At 67.1% G+C, this 17,548-nt stretch carries 14 protein-coding genes; 10 read left to right on the top strand and 4 right to left on the bottom strand.

The genetic code is table 11. From position 1 onward, the window contains the following. Positions 1-9: 9 nt before the first annotated feature. Complete coding sequence (locus K5X80_RS03285; protein ID WP_222559430.1) at positions 10-687, bottom strand: YggS family pyridoxal phosphate-dependent enzyme; 678 nt, start codon at positions 685-687, stop codon at positions 10-12. Here K5X80_RS03285 and K5X80_RS03280 point away from each other — a divergent pair. From K5X80_RS03280 to ald, 3 genes are all read left to right on the top strand, one after another. Beyond that, entirely contained in the window at positions 671-1,285 is a 615-nt protein-coding gene (locus K5X80_RS03280) for a thiamine phosphate synthase (protein ID WP_222559429.1), read from the top strand. The genes K5X80_RS03285 and K5X80_RS03280 overlap by 17 nt on opposite strands. Before the next feature lie 98 nt (positions 1,286-1,383). Beyond that, positions 1,384-3,735 (top strand): FtsK/SpoIIIE family DNA translocase, encoded by a 2,352-nt coding sequence (locus K5X80_RS03275; protein WP_222559428.1) that lies wholly within the window; start codon positions 1,384-1,386, stop codon positions 3,733-3,735. Between the two features lie 79 nt (positions 3,736-3,814). Then, entirely contained in the window at positions 3,815-4,930 is a 1,116-nt protein-coding gene (gene ald, locus K5X80_RS03270) for an alanine dehydrogenase (protein WP_222559427.1), read from the top strand. Positions 4,931-4,951: 21 nt separating this feature from the next. Here the strand turns inward: ald and K5X80_RS03265 are convergent, their stop codons facing one another. Together K5X80_RS03265 and K5X80_RS03260 are read right to left on the bottom strand one after the other, a co-directional pair. Continuing rightward, the gene (locus tag K5X80_RS03265) at positions 4,952-5,347 is read right to left on the bottom strand and encodes an acyl-CoA thioesterase (RefSeq protein WP_222559426.1); all 396 of its coding nucleotides are present in this window, start codon (positions 5,345-5,347) and stop codon (positions 4,952-4,954) included. Continuing rightward, positions 5,344-7,416 (bottom strand): S9 family peptidase, encoded by a 2,073-nt coding sequence (locus tag K5X80_RS03260; RefSeq protein ID WP_222560362.1) that lies wholly within the window; start codon positions 7,414-7,416, stop codon positions 5,344-5,346. Before K5X80_RS03260 ends, K5X80_RS03265 begins: the two co-directional genes overlap by 4 nt. 163 nt (positions 7,417-7,579) lie before the next feature. On the opposite strand from K5X80_RS03260, the gene K5X80_RS03255 reads away from it, so the two are divergent. From K5X80_RS03255 to K5X80_RS03235, 5 genes are all read left to right on the top strand, one after another. Further along, positions 7,580-9,385: an aminopeptidase P family protein gene (locus K5X80_RS03255; protein WP_283249272.1), complete on the top strand. Its 1,806-nt coding sequence runs from the start codon at positions 7,580-7,582 to the stop codon at positions 9,383-9,385. Next, entirely contained in the window at positions 9,382-9,792 is a 411-nt protein-coding gene (locus tag K5X80_RS03250; protein WP_283249271.1) for a cupin domain-containing protein, read from the top strand. The genes K5X80_RS03255 and K5X80_RS03250 overlap by 4 nt, the downstream gene beginning before the upstream one ends. Positions 9,793-9,962: 170 nt before the next feature. After that, positions 9,963-10,541, top strand: a complete 579-nt coding sequence (locus K5X80_RS03245) for an EF-hand domain-containing protein (protein WP_222559423.1) — start codon at positions 9,963-9,965, stop codon at positions 10,539-10,541. 3 nt (positions 10,542-10,544) lie between these two features. Beyond that, positions 10,545-11,345 carry a response regulator gene (locus K5X80_RS03240; protein ID WP_222559422.1) on the top strand — a complete coding sequence of 267 codons (801 nt, stop codon included), beginning with the start codon at positions 10,545-10,547 and terminating at the stop codon, positions 11,343-11,345. Continuing rightward, positions 11,342-12,745, top strand: a complete 1,404-nt coding sequence (locus K5X80_RS03235; protein ID WP_222559421.1) for a sensor histidine kinase — start codon at positions 11,342-11,344, stop codon at positions 12,743-12,745. Before K5X80_RS03240 ends, K5X80_RS03235 begins: the two co-directional genes overlap by 4 nt. Before the next feature lie 34 nt (positions 12,746-12,779). Here K5X80_RS03235 and K5X80_RS03230 read toward each other — a convergent pair whose 3' ends face one another. Then, positions 12,780-14,378, bottom strand: coding sequence for a helicase HerA-like domain-containing protein (locus K5X80_RS03230; protein ID WP_222559420.1), 1,599 nt, complete (start codon positions 14,376-14,378; stop codon positions 12,780-12,782). 150 nt (positions 14,379-14,528) lie between these two features. On the opposite strand from K5X80_RS03230, the gene pabB reads away from it, so the two are divergent. Both pabB and K5X80_RS03220 read left to right on the top strand, forming a co-directional pair. Further along, positions 14,529-16,364 carry an aminodeoxychorismate synthase component I gene (pabB, locus tag K5X80_RS03225; protein ID WP_222559419.1) on the top strand — a complete coding sequence of 612 codons (1,836 nt, stop codon included), beginning with the start codon at positions 14,529-14,531 and terminating at the stop codon, positions 16,362-16,364. Next, a complete protein-coding gene (locus K5X80_RS03220) occupies positions 16,361-17,536 on the top strand; it encodes a pyridoxal phosphate-dependent aminotransferase (RefSeq protein WP_222559418.1) in 1,176 nt (391 codons plus the stop codon). The genes pabB and K5X80_RS03220 overlap by 4 nt, the downstream gene beginning before the upstream one ends. Positions 17,537-17,548: the final 12 nt, after the last annotated feature.

The raw sequence follows: 17,548 nt of genomic DNA, 5'->3' as shown, positions 1-17,548 counted from the left end.
CGCGATCCGTCAGGCCCCGCGCGCGCCGAACAGCGCGCTGCCCACCCGCACATGCGTGGCCCCCAGCATGATCGCGGTTTCGAAATCGCCGCTCATCCCCATGCTGCGTCCGGCCAATCCGTTGTCCGCCGCCAGCTTGTCGAGGAAGGCGAAAAACGGGGCCGGTTCGATGGCGGCGGGCGGCACGCACATCAGGCCGGCCAGCGGGATATCCGCCGCGCGCGCTGCGGCCAGCAGAGCGGGCAGATCGGCAATCGCACAGCCGCCCTTCTGCTCTTCCGCGCCGATATTGACCTGCACGAAGCACGGCACCTGCCGCCCGGCCTTGTCCATCGCCCGGGCCAGCGCGGTGACGAGCGAAGGCCGATCGAGCGAATGGATGCAGTCGAACAACGCCACCGCATCGTCCGCCTTGTTGGATTGCAACTGGCCGACCAGATGCAGCGCGATCTCGCCGTGTTCCGCGCGCGCCCGCGCCAGCAGGGCGGGCCATTTCTCCTGCGCTTCCTGCACCCGGTTTTCACCGAACACCCGCTGTCCCTGAGCGATCAGCGGCGCGATGGCCGCGGCCGGATGAGTCTTGCTGATCGCGATCAGTGTGATGTCCTGCGCCTTGCGCCCCGCAATCTGCGCGGTGCGGGCAATGCGGTCGCGAATATCGGCGAGCGGAGTGGCTGCGTTTTCCATCGCAGGCCGCTATAGCGCCGGGATGCACAAGCGCCAGACCCTGAAACGGCAAACCCGGTGTCCGGCGCGGAAGCGCGCGCCCTTGCCGTGCCTGTGGCTGATCAGCGATGCGCGCAACGACCCCATGGTCGAACGCGCGCTGGCCCGCCTGCCGCGCGGGTCCGGCTTCGTTTTCCGCCACTATCACCTGCCGCCCGCCGAACGCCGTGCCCGCTGGCGCCATCTGGCCCGGATCGCCCGCCGCCATGGCCATCGCCTGCTGTGGGCGGGCGCAGCCGCCGAAGCGCGCCGGGCCGGGGCAGACGGTATTTACGGCCCGCCCGCCCGGCTGGGCCGCGCGCCCGGGCTGATGCGCGTGGCCACCGCGCACGATCTGGCGGAACTGGGCGCGGCGCGGCGCGCCGGGGCCGATGCGGCGATGCTTTCCCCGGTTTTCGCCACCCGCTCCCATCCCGGCCGGGCGGTGCTGGGGCCGCTGCGCTTCCGCCTGCTGGCGGCGCAGGGGCGTCTGCCGGTGATCGCGCTCGGCGGGATGAACCGGATCGCCGCAAAGCGTCTGGCCTGGCCGCGCTGGGCGGCTATAGACGGGCTTTCGTAAACCGACGTAAACCAATCTGCAGGCGGGAATCCCAAGGATTCTTGACGGGGACTCGCCGCCCGGCGCATTATGCGCCCCCAAGGACATAGGGGACGACCATGGCTTCACGCGCATTGAGCACTGTGCCCGCGCTGGATTGGCGCGCGGCCTTTCGCCGTTCGCTGCGCCGCGCCTGTCAGATGGGCGGGGCGATCCTGCTGATCGGGGCCATGATTTTCCTCGCTCTGGCGCTGGCCAGCTATCACCAGACCGATCCTTCCGCCTCCACCGCGGCGGGCGATCAGGTGGCCAACTGGATGGGCCGCACCGGGGCATGGGCCGCGGAACGGGTGCTGTTCCTGTTCGGGCTGGTGTCCGTCCTGATCCTGCCCCTGCTTTACGCTTTTGCCCGCAAGCTGTGGCGCGACGCGGACGAGGAGGAAACCCCGCACGGCATACGCTGGTGGCGCACGGTGGCGATGCTTTTGCTGGCGATGGTGCTGCTGGCCACGGTCATGGCGCTGGCGTTTGGTGGGCCGGGCGGTTCGCTGCCCGCCTCCACCGGGGGCATCACCGGCCTGCTCGGCGCGGCGGCGATCCGCGCGGTCGCCGAACGCCTGCCCGAAGCGGCGCACGGTTGGACGATCCTGGCGCTGGCGCTGGCCTGCCTTGGGGGCGGCCTGCTGCTGGCCGGGCGCGTTTTTGCGTTCGACTGGGCGCAACTGCTGACTTTGCCGCATATCCTGCGCCGCAGCCGCGCCGCCGCGCCTGCCGGCGATACGCACGAAGAGCCTTTCACCACCCCCCGGCGGGAGGAGAAGCCCCGCGCCGAACGGCGCCCGCCGCCGGTGGAGGCCGACACCACGCCACGCCCGGCGCCGGAGATTTCGGACCCCAGCACGCCGCCCAAACCGGCCAGGATCAGCAGCGGCAACGCCCGGCAGAAGGACCTGTTCGACAGCCACGCCCTGCCCAGCCTCGACCTGCTGGACGATCCGCCACCCACCGCCGCGCCCAAGATCGACAAGATGGCGCTGGAACGCAACGCGCGCCTGCTCGAAACCGTGCTCGACGATTTCAACGTCAAGGGCGAGATCACGGCGGTGCGCACCGGCCCCGTCGTCACCATGTACGAACTGGAACCGGCCCCCGGCATCAAGGCCAGCCGCGTGATCGGCTTGGCCGAAGACATCGCCCGGAACATGAGCGCGATTTCCGCGCGCGTATCCTCCATCCCCGGCAAGACGGTGATGGGCATCGAATTGCCCAATGCCGACCGGCAGACCGTCTCGCTCAAGGAACTGGCCGCCTGCGAAGCCTTCGCCCATCACAAGGGCATGCTGCCGATCATCCTGGGCAAGGATATCGCGGGCGAACCGGTGGTGGCCGATCTGGCCGCGATGCCGCACCTGCTCGTCGCGGGCACCACCGGCTCGGGCAAATCGGTCGGGCTCAACGCCATTCTGCTGTCGCTGCTCTATCGCCTGACGCCAGCCGAATGCCGCATGATCCTGATCGATCCCAAAGTGCTGGAACTCAAGAGCTACGACGATATCCCGCACCTCCTGTCCCCCGTGGTGACGGAGCCCGCCAAGGCGATCCGCGCGCTGAAATGGGCGGTGGAAGAGATGGAACGGCGCTATCGCATGATGTCCAGCGTCGGCGCGCGCAATCTGTCGGGCTTCAACGAACGCGTCCGCGCCGCCGCCGCCAAGGGCAAGCCGCTGGGCCGCCGGGTGCAGATCGGGTTCGACCCAGAAACGGGCGAGGAACTGTTCGAGGAAGAACAGCTCGATTATGAAGCGCTGCCCCAGATCGTCCTCATCGTGGACGAACTGGCGGACCTGATGGTGACGGTGGGCAAGGAAATCGAAGTCCTGATCCAGCGTCTCTCGCAGAAAAGCCGCGCGGCGGGCATCCACCTCATCATGGCGACGCAGCGCCCCTCGGTCGATGTCATCACCGGCGTCATCAAGGCCAACCTGCCCACCCGTATCAGTTTCAAAGTCACCAGCCGCATCGACAGCCGCACCATTCTGGGCGAACAGGGCGCGGAACAACTCCTGGGCAAGGGCGATATGCTCTACAAGCCCAACACCGGGGCGCTGGTGCGCGTGCACGGCCCGTTCGTGGCGGACGAGGAAGTGGAACGCGTGGCCGATCACTGGCGCGCGCAGGGCAGCCCGGTCTATATCGATTCCGTCACCGAGGAACCGGACGACGGCGGCTTCGGCTTCGACGACGAACTGACCGCGAGCGACGATCCGGCCGAACGCAAGTACCGCCAGGCCTGCCAGATCGTGTTCGAAAGCCAGAAGGCTTCGGCAAGCTGGCTGCAACGGCAATTGGGCGTGGGCTACAACACCGCCGCCAAATGGGTGGAACGGATGGAAGCCGATGGCTTCGTCGGCCCGGCCAACCATGTCGGGCGGCGCGATATCTATCGCGACAAGGACGGCAACCCGCTCTAGGACCGGGCGACAGACAAACAGACAGGCAGGCTGCTGGCGAGCCTGCCTGCGGCGGGCCAGCCCCGCCAGGAGACAGTGCATGCGCGTCGGTTGCCCCAGGGAAATCAAGAATCACGAATACCGCGTCGGGCTGACCCCCGAAAGCGCCCGGGAACTGACCGCGCGCGGGCATGAAGTGTGGATCGAAAGCGGGGCAGGCCTCGGCATCGGCGCCAGCGACGATGCCTATAGCGCCGCGGGCTGCACCATCCACACCGCGCCCGATATCTTCGCCGCATGCGAAATGATCGTGAAAGTCAAGGAACCGCAGCCCGCCGAACGGGCGCTGCTGCGCCCCGGGCAGATCCTCTACACCTATCTCCACCTCGCCCCCGATCCGCAGCAGACCGCCGATCTCGTCCAGTCGGGCGTCGTTGCCATCGCCTATGAAACCGTCACCGGGCCGGGCCATTCGCTGCCGCTGCTCAAACCGATGAGCCAGGTGGCCGGGCGCATGGCGATCCAGGCCGGGGCGACGGCGCTGGAAAAAGTCCACGGCGGGCGCGGGGTTCTCCTCGGTGGGGTGCCGGGGGTGATGCCCGGCAAAGTCACCGTGATCGGCGGCGGCACGGTGGGCTTCAACGCGGCGCAGATGGCAGTGGGCCTGGGGGCGGACGTCACCATTCTCGACCGCGATCCCGAAGTGCTGGAACGGCTGGGCATCCATTTCGAAAGCCGCGCCAAGACCCGGTTTTCCAATCAGGCCAATCTGACCGACAGCGTGTGCGAGGCGGATCTGGTGATCGGCGCGGTGCTGGTGCCGGGCGCGGCCGCGCCCAAGCTCGTCACCCGCGCCATGCTGTCCTGCATGCAGCGCGGGGCGGTGCTGGTCGATGTCGCCATCGATCAGGGCGGCTGCTTTGAAACCAGCCATCCGACCACGCATCAGGACCCGACTTTCGTGGTCGATGGCATCGTCCATTACTGCGTGGCCAATATGCCCGGCGCGGTGGCGCGCACTTCCACCTATGCGCTGAACAACGTCACGCTGCCCCATGCCCTGCGTATCGCCGATCTGGGGTGGAAAGAGGCCCTGCGCCGCGATCCGCATCTCGCCGCCGGGCTCAACGTGTGCGAAGGCCGGGTGACCTATCCCGCGGTGGCGGAAGAACTGGGTTATGACCTGCTGCCCGTGGAACAGGCGCTGGCCGGGTAGCGGAAAGCCACCCCCACCCGTTCAGGCCAGAAACGGCCCCGCCACTTCAGGCGGAATCCGCGTCGGGCGGCCGCTGGCCTTGTCAATCATCGCCCAGACGGAGCGGGCGGCGACGATCGCCTTGCCCGCCGAGGTGACGAATTCCACTTCGCGCACGAAGCGCGCGCCCTGCGGCGGGCCGGGAAGCCAGGTCCGCGCGGTGACGGTTTCGCCCGCGCCGATATTGCCGCGATAATCGATTTCATGGCGGGTGACGAACCACAGATAAGCAGCCTTGTCCTCCGGCCGGGCGCGCGCTTCCCAGTGGGCGGTGCCGGTGTCCTGCACCCATTGCACCCACACCGCGTTGTTCACGTGGCCGTTGCTGTCGATATGCTCCGGCCCCGCCGTGAACAGGCGGGTGTAGATTTCGCTCACTCCGCGATGCCCATCTGCCAGAGGATGAACGCGAATTCCTCCGCCGTTTCCTTCAGGCTTTCGAACCGGCCCGACTTGCCGCCATGGCCCGCCCCCATATTGGTCTTGAGCAGCAGTTCGTTCCCGTCGGTCTTCATTTCGCGCAGCCGGGCGACCCATTTGGCCGGTTCCCAATAGGTCACGCGCGGATCGTTGAGGCCCGCCGTGACCAGCAGCGGCGGATAGGCCTGCGCCCGCACGTTGTCATACGGGCTGTAGGAGCGGATCAGTTTGAACGCCGCCTTGTCCTCGATCGGGTTGCCCCATTCGGGCCATTCGCCCGGAGTCAGCGGCAGCGAGGCATCGAGCATGGTGTTGAGCACATCGACGAACGGCACATGCGCTACCACCGCGCCCCACAGCTCCGGATCGGAATTGATCACCGCGCCCATCAGTTCGCCGCCCGCCGAACCGCCCGAAATGGCAATTCTGCCGGCCTGGGTATAGCCGCGCTCCACCAGTCCTTTCGCCACATCGACGAAATCGTTGAACGTGTTGGTCCGCCGCTCCAGCTTGCCCGCCTTGTACCAGGCGCGGCCCAGATCGTCCCCGCCCCGGATATGCGCGATGGCGAAAGCGAAGCCCCGGTCCACCAGCGACAGGCGCGTGGTCGAAAAGCCCGGATCGATGGCGATGCCATACGCGCCGTAGCCATAGAGATAGAGCGGCCCGCCAGGCTGGCGGTCCTTGCGGTACATCACGCTGACAGGCACTTTTGTGCCATCGCGCGCGGGGATTTCCAGCCGTTCGGTGGCATAGAGCGACGCATCGTAGCCCGAAGGGATCTCCTGAACTTTCAGCACTTCCAGCCGCTTGTCCGCCAGATGGTAATCGTACACCGTGTTCGGGCTGATCATGCTGGCATAGGACAAACGCAGCCTATCGACCGCCCATTCGGGATTGTCATCCAGCCCCGCGGTATAGCTTGCTTCGGGGAACACGATCGGTTCCACCCTGGCCGGATCGGTATAGGAACGGACATCGATGTGATCGAGGCCGCGCAGACGCCCCTCGGTGACGTAGAAATCGCGGAACAGGCTGACGCCCGTCAGATAGAAATCGTCCGATCCCGCGATCAGCGTGGTCCATTCGCCCGGCGTGGCCAGCGGCGCGGTGGCGAGGCGGAAATTCTCATGCTCGTCATTGGTGTGGATGTAGAGGATGCCGTCACGCTCATCCACGTCGTACTCCACGCCCTTGCGCCGCGCCTTGACCAGCAAGGGGGTGGCCAGCGGATCGTCCGCCGGGATCAGGCGCGTTTCGCTGGTTTCATGGTCACCGGATGAAATCACGATCCACTTTTCGTTGGAAGACAGCCCGCTGCCGACGCGGAAACCTTCGTCATCCTCGTGATACAGCTCGACATCCTCGCTGAGCGGCTTGCCCAGCCAGTGCAGCCGGGCGTTGTCGGTGCGCCAGTTCTCATTCGCCAGCGAATAGACCAGCGCCGTGTCCCCCGCCGCCCAGACGAGGCTGGACAGCGTGCCGGGGATTTCATCGGGCAGCACTTCGCCGGTGGCGAGATTTTTGATCCGCGCGGTGAAGCGTTCCGAGCCGTTGTCGTCCACCGAATAGGCGAGCAGCCGGCCATCGTTGCTGACCGACAGCGCGCCGAGGCGGAAGTATTCCTTGCCCTTGGCCAGCGCCACTTCGTCGAGAATCAATTCATCCGCGCTGCCATCGGTGGGGGCCCCCACCGGGCGGCGGAACCATTTCTTGTATTCCGCGCCTTCTTCGTATTCGATCCAGTAGAGGAAATTGCCGTCCTTCTGCGGCACGGACTTGTCCGCTTCCTTGATCCGCGCGCGCATTTCCCTGAACAGCGCATCGGTCCGCGCCTTTTGCCCGGCCATGCGGGTTTCGAACCAGGCGTTTTCCGCTTCCAGATGGGCCAGGATCGCTGTGTCCTTGACTTCGGGATAGCCGGGATCGCGCAGCCAGGCATAAGGATCGCTGATCGTTATTCCGTGATAGGCGGCTTCGTGCGGGCGCTGTTCGGTAACGGGCGGGGAAGCGGGCGTCTTGGTCATAGTGTCCTTGGCGAATAGGGATTGGCCGCTTGCCAGAAGGGCAAGGGCTGCGAAGGCGATGGCTTTTCTCATTCGCAAATCCTGGCTCATGGCTGGCGAAACACGTTCACGGCCCTATGTTGGGGTGCAGCACTATTACCCGGAGGAGCACGCCGCAATGCTGATGTCCAGTCACGAAGCACGGTTGGATGCCCTGAGAAAGGAACTCGCCCGGCGCGATCTGGACGGTTTCGTCATCCCGATTTCCGACGAGCATATGAGCGAATATGTCGGCGCCTATGCCCAGCGGCTGCAATGGCTGACCGGGTTCAACGGGTCCGCGGGGACCGCGGTGGTTCTGGCCAACGGCACCGCCGGTAAAGGCGCGGTGATTTTCGTCGATGGCCGATACACACTGCAAGTGCGCGATCAGGTGGATGGCGCACAGTGGGACTATGCCTCCGTCCCCGAAACCAGCCCGGTCAAATGGCTGGGCGAACATGCGCCCGAAGGGGCGCGGATCGGGTTCGATCCCTGGCTCCATTCGCGCGCCTGGGCCGATGCGCTGGAAACCGCGCTGGCGAAACGCGGCGCGGCGGCCGTGGCGGTGGAAAGCAACCCGGTGGACGCGGTGTGGCAGGATCATCCCGCACCCTCGCTCGCCCCCGCGCTGCCCCATGCGGACGATCTGGCTGGCCAGTCCAGCGCGGAAAAGCGGGCGGCGGTGGCGCAATGGCTGGCGCAGGAACACTGCGACGCGGTGGTGATCCCCGCGCTCGATTCCATCGCCTGGCTGCTCAACATCCGGGGTTCCGACGTGGACCGCACGCCGGTGGCGCTGAGTTTCGTCATCGCCCATGCCGATGGCACCGCGGACCTGTTCATCCCGCCTGAAAAAGTGACGGCGGACCTGACCGCACATCTGGGCAATGCGGTGCGCACGGCCCCCGTCAGCCAGTTCGTGCCCGCCTTGCAGGCGCTGACGGGCAAGCGGGTGGCGGTCGATCCCGATCATGCGGTGGCGGCGATTTTCACCACGCTGGACAGCGCGGGCGCGGCCGTGATCGCCGCGCCCGATCCCTGCATTCTGCCCAAGGCGGTGAAGAATGCCGCCGAACAGGCCGGGCACCGCGCCGCGCAGGCGCGCGACGGCGCGGCCGTTTCCCGCTTCCTCCACTGGCTTTCGCGCGCAGCGCCGCAAGGCGCGGTGGACGAACTCAGCGCCGCCGCGCGCCTGCAGGCTTTCCGCGAGGAGACGGGGTCGCTGCGCGATCTGTCGTTCGACACGATTTCGGGCAGCGGGGCCAACGGGGCCATCGTCCATTATCGGGTCAGCGCAGAAACCAACCGGCCGCTTGAGCCCAATAGCGTCTATCTGGTCGATTCGGGCGGGCAATATCCCGACGGCACCACCGATATCACCCGCACCGTGTGGATCGGGCCCGATGCCGCGCCCGCCGAAGTGAAAGACCGCTTCACCCGCGTGCTCAAGGGGCATATCGCCCTTGCCCGGGCGGTCTTTCCCAAAGGGACCAACGGTTCGCAACTCGACACGCTGGCGCGGCAGTTCCTGTGGCAGGCCGGGCTCGATTATGCCCACGGCACCGGGCACGGCGTGGGCAGTTTCCTCTCCGTCCACGAAGGGCCACAGCGGATCAGCAAGGCCGGCGGCAATCAGGAACTGCTGCCCGGCATGATCGTCTCGAACGAGCCGGGTTATTACAAGACCGGCGCTTACGGCATCCGGATCGAAAATCTCGTGCTGGTGGAACGCCGCGAGATCGCGGGCGCGGAAGGCGAATGGCTGGGTTTCGAAACGCTGACGCATGTCCCCATCGACCGCGCGCTGATCGACACCGCGCTGCTCGACGCGGGCGAACGGGCCTGGCTCGATGCCTATCACGCGGGAATCGTGGAGCGGATCGGCCCGCAGCTCGATGGCGAAGCGCGCCGGTGGCTGGAGGCGGCGTGCGCGCCGTTGCCCGCATGACCGGGGCGAAGAATCTGCACGAACGCTTCGTGCATCTCGGCCTCGGCGCGACGGCTGAGGCGCAGCCGCCCTATACCGGGATCGACTGGTACGCCGACTATGCCGCGCGGACCGATGGCGACGGGGCGGAGGGGCGGCTGGTTGCCCTGCACGCCTTTTCCGCCCCGTGGGATTCATGGGAAATGCACCCGCACGGGGCCGAAGTGGTCGTCTGCACCCGGGGCTCAATCACGCTGATTCAGGACATTCCCGGACAGGGCCATGTCGCCACCCGACTGGAACCCGGCGAATATGCGATCAATCCGCCCGGCGTGTGGCACACCGCCGATGCCACGGGCCCGGTGGAGGCGCTGTTCATCACCGCCGGGCTCGGCACCGAACATCGCCCGCGTCTTGCGCCCGAATGAACCGGCCCGCCGATCCGCGACAATTTGCGACAATTTTGCGGTTTGGCGACAAAGTTGCGCGACAAGCGGCACGTAAAAGCAGCTTCGAGAGTTGCGGAGGGCCATCCCAATCCCCCTCCCCTTGGATCGGCCTTCCGCAACTCAACCGAATTTGCGAAGGAGCCACGGTAATGCGTATGATCTCGAAAATTCTGCTGGGCACGGCTGCGGCCGCCAGCGTTGCCACCGCAGGCATCGCCTATGCCGCCCCCGGCCAGGACGGTGCCGGCAAGGCCCGCCCCGACATCACCCGCGCGCAGGCCGAAGAACGGGCCGGCAAGATGTTCGACCGCATGGACGCCAACAAGGATGGCAAGCTCGATGCGGCCGATCGCGAAGCGCGCCAGCAGGCCCGGTTCGACCGGCTCGACACCAACAAGGACGGCAGCATCAGCCGCGAGGAATTTGCCGCCCGCCGGGATCGCACCCGCACCGCGCCCGATGGCCAGAAGGCCGATGGCAGGCGCTTTGGCGGACGCCATCACGGCGGCTGGCATCGCGGCGGCCACGGCGGCATGGGCATGATGAAGCAGGGCGCCGGCCCCGTCACCCGGGCCGAATTCGTCGCGGCGCATCTCGCCCGCTTCGATGCCGCCGATACCGACAGGAACGGCGTGCTGACAACGCAGGAACGCCAGGCGCAGCGTGAAAAGATGCGCGCCGAATGGCAGGCCAAGCGCGCCACCCAACAGCAGCAGAAGGCCCAGTAAACGATGACGGGCGCCCCTACCGCCAATGCCGGACATGCGGGCGCCCGCGTCCTGATCGTCGATGACGAACCGGGCCTGCGCGAACCCCTGGCGGACTATCTGTCCGGCCAGGGGTTTGCCGTGCTGCAGGCCGAAAGCGCAGCCGATGCCCGCAGCCTGCTGTTGCAGGACAAGCCCGATATCGTGCTGCTGGACATCATGATGCCGGGGGAAGACGGGCTTTCTCTGTGCCGCCATCTGGTCGAAACCAAGAGCCTGCCGGTGATTCTGCTGACCGCGCGCGGCGAAGCGACCGATCGCATCATCGGGCTGGAAATCGGCGCCGATGATTACGTGACCAAGCCATTCGAACCGCGCGAACTGGTCGCCCGCATCCGCAGCGTGCTGCGCCGCGCCACCCGGCCCGCCGCTCTGCCCGAAGAAGACGCATGGTACGAATTCGAAGGCTGGCGGCTCGATCCGCTGAAGCACCAGCTGAGCGATCCCGAAGGTGCGGCCATCGCCATTTCCTCGGCGGAATTCCGGTTGCTCAAAGCGTTTCTCGATCATCCGCGCCAAGTGCTCGACCGTGATCGGCTGCTCGACATGGTGCAGGGCCGCGAAGCCCATCTGTTCGACCGCGCGGTGGACAACCAGGTGAGCCGCCTGCGCCGCAAGATCGAAGCCGGGCGCGACGAACCGCGCCTGATCCAGACGGTGTGGGGCGGCGGCTATCGCTTTGCCGCCGATGTGCGCCGCGTGCTGCCCGACAGTTCCCGCCCCGACACTTCCCGTTCGGACACTTCCCGCCCGGACAGGGCATGACCGTGCGTCTCTGGCCGCGTAGCCTGCTGGGGCAGATGCTGCTGTCGGTGGCCGGCGCGCTGCTGATCGCGCAGGGGATTTCCGCCGTGCTGCTGTGGCGCGCGGAGGAGCAGCGGCGCGAAACCTCGATTCTCAATGCCATTGCTTTCCGTGTGATCGGCGGCAGCGGGGCGAACACCGCGCATGGACACGACCATGCCCGCCGCGCCGAGCCGCCGGAGCGCGCCCATCGCGGCGGATCGCGGCGAATCCGACTGGAACGCAGCCCCACTCTGCCGATCAGGGCGAACGAAGTCCGCCAGACCGGGCGGGAAAAGGCGCTGGCCGCGATTCTGGCCGATCAGGGCGAACAACTGTCCGATCTGGTGGTGGTCGAACGCCCGCTGGCGGAGGACCCGTTCCTGCTCGAACGGGCCCGGCGGTGGCAGAACGCGCGCGAAGGCGGCGATATCCGCAACCGCAAGCTGCTGCTGGCGGCAATGCGCGAAGCGCCGGGCAAGGACTGGATCGTTGCCCGCGTTTCGCTGCCCGAAGGTTCGCCGCGCGGGCTCCAGTCGCTGCTGGTGCAGACGGTGCTGCTCTATATCATCCTCGTCGGCCTGCTCGCTTTCCTGCTGCGGCGGATCACCCGCCCGCTGGCGCTGTTGACCGGCCGGGTCGAACATTTCGCCCGCACCCGCGAAGCCGCTGGCCAGCTCCAGCCGCACGGGCCGGAAGACGTCAGGCGACTGATCGCCGCGCACAACGCGATGGAAGACCGGATCGCCGCGCTGCTGGCGGAAAAGGATGTCATGCTCGGCGCGATCGGGCACGATCTGAAAACCCCGCTGGCGGGCCTGCGCATCCGCATCGAAAGCGTGGAAAGCGAAACCGAACGGGCCAAAATGGCCGCCACGGTGGAGGATATCACCCGCACGCTGGACGATATCCTCTCGCTCGCGCGTGTCGGGCGGCCGAGCGATCCGTTGCAGAAGACGGAACTTTCCGCGCTGATCGCCGCGATCGTCGAAGGATACGAGGATCTGGGCGAAAACGCCGAACTGGGCGAGACAGACCGGATCGTGATGCCGATCCGCGAAACCTGGCTGCGCCGCGCGGTGCGCAATCTGATCGACAACGCGCTGCGCTATGGCGGCAATGCCTGGGTTTCGCTGCACCGCGAAGGCAACGAGGCGGTGATCCGCATCACCGATAACGGCGCGGGCATTCCCGCGGCCCAGATCGACGGGCTGTTCGAACCCTTCGCCCGGGGCGAACCCTCGCGCAACCGCGCCACCGGTGGGGCCGGCCTCGGCCTGACGCTGGCCCGCGCGATTGCCGAACAGCACGGCGGGCGGCTGACGCTGGCCAACCGGCCCGAAGGCGGGCTGGCGGCGGAACTGCGCCTGCCGCTGGGTTAGGGTATGGCTTCGCGCCAGGCGTGAGGCGCTGATCTCAGCGCATCAGCCCGCCGATCAGATTGCGGGCGAACCGGCCAAGGCCGGGAATGCCGAATGCCTTGCCGATTTCCGTCGCCGCTGTTCCCGCAGCCGCGCTGGCCGCGCTGGCCTTAGGATTGGCGCGGCTGGTCTTGCCCTGCAGCGTGCTGGCGAGGATCGAACCGGCGCTGGCGGCGGCGGCCCCGGCGGCAGCCTTGGCCACTTTGCCGGCAAGTCCATCCCATAGCGCGGGCGACTTGCGCTCGCGCTTGCCCACTTCCTCCGCGCCCTGCTGCGCCACTTCCTGCGCGGTGGCAGCGGCATCTGCGGCTTTCTGCGCCAGCACTTCCTCCGCGCTTTCGCGGTTGACCGCGGTATCGTACTTGCCCTGAACCGGGCTGACCGACTGGATAATCGCCCGCTCCTTGGCATCGATCGGGCCGAGGCGCGAACGCGGCGGCTTGATCAGCGTGCGCTGGACGATGGACGGCGCGCCGTCTTCCATCAGCGTCGACACCAGCGCTTCGCCCACTTTCAGTTCGGTGATCGCGGTTTCGACATCGAGATCGGGATTGATGCGAAACGTGTCCGCCGCCGCCTTGATCGCCTTCTTGTCGCGCGGGGTGAACGCGCGCAGCGCGTGCTGCACCCGGTTGCCCAGTTGCCCGGCCACCGTTTCCGGCACATCGATCGGGTTCTGCGTCACGAAATAGACGCCCACGCCTTTCGACCGGATCAGCCGCACGACCTGCTCGATCTTGTCCAGCAGCGCCTTGGGCGCATCGTCGAACAGCAAGTGCGCCTCGTCGAAGAAGAACACCAGCTTGGGCTGTTCCGGATCGCCCACTTCGGGCAGCACTTCGAACAGCTCAGCCAGCAGCCAGAGCAGGAACGTGGCATAGAGCTTGGGGCTCTGCATCAGCCGGTCGGCGGCGAGCACGTTGATATAGCCGCGCCCTTTCTCGTCCACTTTGAGGAAATCCTCGATCTCCAGCGCCGGTTCGCCAAAGAACTTGTCCGCCCCCTGGCTTTCGAACGAGAGCAACTGGCGCTGGATCGCGCCGATGCTCTGTTTGGTGACATTGCCGTATTTGGTGGTCAGGTCCGCCGCATTGTCGGCGGTGTAGGCCAGCATCGCCCGCAAATCGGCCATATCGAGCAGGAGCAACCCCTGTTCGTCGGCATAGCGGAAGACGATATTGAGCACCCCTTCCTGCGTTTCGTTGAGATCGAGCAGACGCGCCAGCAGCAGCGGCCCCATTTCCGACACCGTGGTGCGGATCGGGTGGCCCTGCTCGCCAAACAGATCCCAGAAGATCGCGGGATTGTCGGCATAGGCATAGTCGTCCATGCCCAGTTCCTTCGCCCGCGCCTCCAGCGAAGCGGCATTCTTGAGATCGTGCGAGCCGGGCATCGAAATCCCCGACAGATCGCCTTTCACATCGGCCAGGAATACCGGCACGCCCACGGCCGAAAAGCTTTCGGCGATGCCTTGCAGAGTGACCGTCTTGCCGGTGCCCGTCGCCCCGGCGACCAGCCCGTGGCGGTTGGCCCGCTTGAGATTGAGCACCTGCCGTTCGCCGTTCGCGCCCAGCCCAATGAAAATATCGCTCATGCGTCCCTGTCCCATGCCCTGCCGGATTGGCTGGCCAATGTGTGGAACGCGCGCAAATGGCCGTCAAGCACGCTTGCATGGATAGCGGCCAGCGCCGCCGAAACCACGCAACGGGTTTTCTTTCGGCGGCGGCACGGTAAGGCGGCAGGAATGTCCGCGCCGCGACCCTTTGTCCTGCTCGACGATGCCCGCGCCCAGCGGGCCAGCGATGCGCGCCTGTTCACCGATCCGCGCGCCCTGTTCATCGCCCGCAGGCCCGCGGAAGTCGCCCCCGTGCTGGCCGCCGCCGATGCCGCGCTGACCGAACGCGGCGGCGCGCTGGCGGGCTATGTCGCCTACGAAGCGGGGCTGGCGCTGGAACCCCGGCTGGCCGAACGCGCCGCACGCCGCACCGGCGCCGATGGCCCGTTGGTGTGGCTCGGCCTGTTCGATAGCTACGAAACCATTCCCGCCGGGCAGATGCCGCAGTGGCTGGCCGCCCGCGCGCAGGGCGATCCTCCGCCCGCGATCGGCCCGCTCGATCCGCAAGTGTCCCCCGGCGCCTACGCCAGCATGTTCGACACGCTGCGCGCGGCGATCGAAGCGGGCGATATCTATCAGGCCAATCTGACGTTCCCACTGGCGGGCGGCTATCGTGGTGATCCGCTGGCGCTCTATGCCACGATCCGCCCGGTGGCGGCGGCGGGGTATGGCGGGGTGGTGTTCGACGGATCGCACTGGCTGCTGAGCTTTTCGCCCGAACTGTTCGTTTCGCTGCGCGATGCTTCGGCCAAGGCCAAGCCGATGAAAGGCACCCGCCCGCGCGGGCGCGACACGGCGCAGGACGAGAGCCACCGCGAGGAACTGGCCCGTTCGGTGAAGGACCGGGCGGAAAACCTGATGATCGTGGACCTGATGCGCAACGACCTGTCGCGCGTGTGCGAACCGGGCAGCGTGCGGGTGGAAGCGCCTTTCACCGTCGAAACCTATCCCACCGTGCATCAGATGGTGTCGACGATCAACGCCACGCTGCAGCCCGGCAAAGGGGCGATGGACGTGGTCCGCGCGCTGTTTCCCTGCGGATCGATCACCGGTGCGCCCAAGATTCGCGCGATGGAACTGATCGATGCGGTAGAAAGCCGGCCGCGCGGCCCCTATTGCGGGGCAATCGGCTGGATCGAACGGCCCGTGACCGGCGATGCGGCAGAGGGACCTAGCCGTGCGGCCTTCAATGTGGCAATCCGCACATTGCGCCTCTCCCCCGGGGAAAATGGGACGGGGCGCGCGGTGCTCGGCGTGGGCTCGGCGGTGGTCGCGGATTCGCAATGCCTGCCGGAATGGCGCGAGTGTCTGATTAAGGGAGATTTCGTGCGTCAGTCTGCCGCCGCCGCCTGCGACCTGATCGAAACCATGCGCTTCGATCCGGAACAGGGCATCGCATTGCTCGAACTGCATCTGGAGCGCATCAAGCAGAGCGCGGCCACGCTGGGCTTCGCGTTCGATCGCCACGCCGCGCGCAACCAGATCCATGCCACCTGTTTCGAGCTGGAGCATCCGGCCCGCATCCGTCTCATGCTCGCCCGCAGCGGGGCCACCGCGCTGGAAGCCGGGCCTTTGCCCGCGCCGCTGGGCGAACCCGTCCGCTGCGCGCTGCTGCCGTTGCCGCTCGATCCGGCCGACACCCGGCTGCGCCACAAGACCAGCGACCGCGCGCTCTACGATCTCGCGCTCACCACCGCGCGCGGGGCGGGTGCGGCCGAAGCGCTGTTCCTGCGCGATGACGGGCTGCTGACCGAAGGTAGCTTCACCACGATTTTCGTCCCCGGAGACGATGGCGTGCTGCGCACCCCGCCCGCCGCGCTCGGCCTGCTGCCTGGCGTGCTGCGCCGCTCGCTGATCGAAGCGGGCCAGGCGCGCGAGGCGGACCTCACTCTCGACGATCTCGCCGATGGTTTCCTGATCGGCAATGCCCTGCGCGGGCTGATGAAAGCGGAATTGCTGTCATGACTCTCCCCCGTCTGTCCCAGTCGCTGCAACGGATCGCGGTGTCCGGCACCAATGCGATGACCGACCGCGCCACCGCTCTGCGCGAACAGGGGCGCGACATCATTTCGCTCTCCGTCGGCGAACCCGATTTCGCCACGCCGCCGCATGTGATCGCAGCGGCCAAGCAGGCGCTTGACGAAGGGCAGACGCGCTACACCCCGGTTGCGGGCACCGCGCGCCTGCGCGAAGCGGCCGCGCACCACTTCCGGCGCGATCTCGGCATCGCCACCGAAGCAGAGCGGGTGATCGTCTGCAACGGGGGCAAGCAGGCGATCTTCAACGCGCTGCTGGCCACGATCAACGCAGGCGAGGAAGTGATCGTGCCGGTGCCATGGTGGGTCAGCTATCCGCAGATCGTCCGTTTCGCGGGCGGCAAGGCCGTGCCGCTGATCACCCATGCGCGGGACAATTTCCGCTTCGATGCCGCCGATTTCGAAGCGCTCATCACCCCGTCGACCCGGTGGCTGCTGCTCAACAGCCCCGGCAATCCGACCGGCGCGGTCTATCCCGCCGCGATGCTCCAGGCGATCGGCGCCGTGCTGCGCCGCCATCCGCAAGTCATGGTGCTGTCCGACGATATCTACGCCCCGCTCAATTACACCGATGCCCCGCATGCCACGCTGGCCACGCTGTGCCCCGATCTGGCGGACCGGATCTGCACCGTCTCCGGCGTTTCCAAGAGCCACGCGATGACCGGCTTCCGCATCGGCGTCGCCACCGGGCCGCAATGGCTGATCGACGGCATGGTGCGGCTGCAATCCAATTCCACCGGCAATCCCTGTTCGATCAGCCAGGCGGCGGCGGCGGCGGCGTTCGAAGGGCCGCAGGATTTCCTCGCCGACTGGCGCGAACGGTTCCGCACGCGGCGCGACAAGGTGGTGGCCGCGATCAACGCGGTGCCCGGCCTTTCCACCCCCACGCCCGATGGCGCGTTCTACTGCTATATCGACGCCGCGCCGTTGATGGAGCGGTTCGGCGATGACGGGCAACTGGCGCTGCATCTGCTCGATCACGGGGTCGCCGTGGTCGCCGCTTCGGCTTTCGGCGGGAAGGACGGCTTCCGGATCAGCTTCGCCGCCGACGATGCGGTGCTGGACGAAGCCCTGGCCCGAATCGCCGGGGCGCTGGCGTGAGCGGCCCGGTGG

It is taken from the genome of Caenibius sp. WL, assembly GCF_019803445.1.
Lineage (GTDB): Bacteria > Pseudomonadota > Alphaproteobacteria > Sphingomonadales > Sphingomonadaceae > Caenibius.
Note: the sequence above shows the minus strand (reverse complement) of the source record. Positions and strands in the feature narration are given on the sequence as shown.